This is a genomic window from Mesorhizobium sp. M7A.T.Ca.US.000.02.2.1 (genome assembly GCF_003996995.1).
In the GTDB taxonomy this organism is placed as follows: Bacteria; Pseudomonadota; Alphaproteobacteria; order Rhizobiales; family Rhizobiaceae; genus Mesorhizobium.
On the sequence record NZ_RZTT01000869.1, the window covers coordinates 1 to 620 of the forward strand.

General features: G+C 65.3%; 1 protein-coding gene. It reads right to left on the reverse strand.

Annotation, left to right across the window (positions count from 1 at the left end):
• Positions 1 to 620: LysR substrate-binding domain-containing protein (locus EOD15_RS35205; RefSeq protein WP_127409376.1), on the reverse strand; the 620-nt coding region annotated here is incomplete at both ends.

A 620-nucleotide genomic window follows, 5' to 3' on the forward strand; every position in this document is an offset into this window, starting at 1 on the left:
GGCAGAACCTTCTCTATCGAAGGATCCCTGTCGGCCAGCGGCTCCTGACCGAGGCCGATGCCGTTTCCCGCCCGCACCGCTTCCCACAAAACGATCTGGTTGTCGGCCCTGAAGCGGAAGCTGCTCCGGGTGACGGGGATGCCATGCTGGGTAAAGCCCCTGATGATCTCGTCGCCGCGGTCGAAGCCGACCAGGTCGTGGTCGACAAGATCGGCAGGCTTCAGCGGACGGCCGCGCCTGTCGAGATAGGATTTGGCCGCGCAGGCGCAGAGCTCGATATCGCAGACCCTGCGTGCCATCAGCTCGTTCTGCGCCTGCTTGACCATGCGGATGGCGATGTCGGCATCCCGACGCAGCAGGTTCTCGACCTGATTGGAGGCGACGATCTCGACCTCGATGCCGGGCTCCTCGATCCCCAGCCGCATCGTCATCTCAGGCAGGACATAGGCCGCCACCACCTCGCTGGCGGCGATGCGCACCGTGCCTTCGATGGCCTCGACCGAACCCAGCGCCAGCAGTGAGAAGGCGCTTGCCTGCTCACTGACCGCCTTGCCGCGTTCGAACAGCGTGCTGCCGGCCTCCGTCAGTTCGTAGCCGTGCCGTCCTCGACGGAACAGCGT